The organism is bacterium (genome assembly GCA_024228115.1).
GTDB lineage: Bacteria > Myxococcota_A > UBA9160 > UBA9160 > UBA6930.
In genome coordinates this window covers 1-1,728 of the sequence record JAAETT010000645.1, presented here as the reverse complement: position 1 = coordinate 1,728, position 1,728 = coordinate 1, and the positions used below count along the sequence as shown (strand labels likewise).

The following is a 1,728-nucleotide window of genomic DNA, read 5'->3' as shown; positions in this document are numbered from 1 at the left end:
TCCGCCGGAATCCGGTCTTCCAGCGCTACGTAGCTGAACATCGAACCCTGCTCTCGATCGCTTCCCCGCATTCCCTCTACCCCCGCCTCTTTTCTACCATTTGAAGGAGTGAAGCACGGGGTTTTTCAGCACCCTGCTAACGGGCGGGGCCTCTGGGGCACCTGGCGGCGTATCGAGCCGCCCGCACCAGGATTCCTTCGGGTACTTGGGGTTCGTTCTCTCCTAGCGGATCCGGAGATCCGTCTTCAACTGCGCCCCCTGTGGAATCACTCCGGTCTCGAGGAAGCGCCAGAGGGCGACGAGGAGCTTTCGCGCCAAGGCCACGATCCCGATCTTGCGAAGCCGTGAGCTTCCGTGGCCGAAGCGCCGCTGGTACCACTTCGAGAGCTCGCTTTCGGGTTGGAACCGCAACCATCCCCAAGCGAACTCGATCGAATCGCCTCGGATCCAGCGGCTCCCATCTTTGCCGATCCCCTGCTCCCGGCTCTTCGTTCCACTATCGAAGGGCGTTGGCGTGAGGCCCGCCATCGAGCCCACTTGCTTGCCATTGCGGAAGTCTCGCCAGCCGAAGAACTCGGTGCCGAGCGACCAGGCCGTATTGATCCCCACTCCCTTCAGGCTGAAGAGCTGGTGGACCTTGTCGAGGGTCTCACCCTTCTCCTCCTTCAGAATCCTGCGGCGCTCACCGTCGAGCTGGCGGATCCGATCGGTCCAGTAGACGAAGTCCTTGACGTAGTGAGCGAGTCTCTCGCGAAGCCCCGCAGGCAGCTTGGAGCCGTCCCAGAGTCGCATCCGTTTGAGCTGTCGCTCCAGATCCTGGCGCAGGTTCAACGTCAAGCCCTGGTTGGCCAGCAGGCCCTTCAGCCTGTGGCCCACTCGCGTCCGGTCCTTCTTCGCGAGCTTCAGCTCCCGGTGGAGGTGGCGCCGGTCTTCGTCCTCCACCGAAGGCACGCGAACTACGCTCCAGACTGGCTTCACGCTTCCCGCCAGGTGCCTGGCGAGCAGGTCGAGGAGCGCCACGACGTCGATCCGATCCGTCTTCGCACGGCGCTTCCTTCGATTCACTTCGATGCTCGCGGAGTCGACCACGAGGTTCTCGACGCCATTTGCCACAAGAAAGCGATGGAGCCAGAAGCCGTCTCGGCCCGCCTCGTAGCAGCTCACCACCCGCGCTTCCTCTCCGAGGCCGAACTTCTCCCGGGCCCAGGCGATGGCCGAAAGCAGGGCCTTTCCGTCCCGCGAATCGATCTTCCGTCGCACGATCTTCACACCGAAGCCGCTCGAGAAGCCCAGGAGCCAGCCCTTCTCGCCGAGCTCCAGGGCCACCATCAAGGTCTCCCGGGGTCCGCTAATCTCGATCGCCAAGGCCGTTGCTGTTTGCTTGGACAAGGTGTCCCTCCTTTGGTTGTTAGTCAAGGAGGTTAACAGCAGCGGCCTTCTCTCGTCCGGAGCCATGGGGCATAGGCTCTAACGGATCGGCGTTAACCGGCGTGGAATAGCGCTGACCGGCCCCGACCCTGCCGACACAGTATGCCGCCAGATGGCACCCGAGGTCAATTGAACCGAGCTGTTGCCAGTCCGGTTCAACGCCTTGATCCTCATCCAGGCCCCCTCCTGAACCCACTCGGCCATCGAGTAGGTTGGATGCACATAACACAGAGCATCCGCTCAGAAGGAGACCCGATGAGATTCTACACGAACAGCCATATGCACTCCTGCGGGATCGAT

At 62.3% G+C, this 1,728-nt stretch carries 1 protein-coding gene; it reads right to left on the bottom strand.

All coding sequences use genetic code 11. The features are described from left to right. Positions 1 to 222: 222 nt before the first annotated feature. Entirely contained in the window at positions 223 to 1,389 is a 1,167-nt protein-coding gene (locus GY937_26690) for an IS110 family transposase (GenBank protein MCP5060303.1), read from the bottom strand. Positions 1,390 to 1,728: the final 339 nt, after the last annotated feature.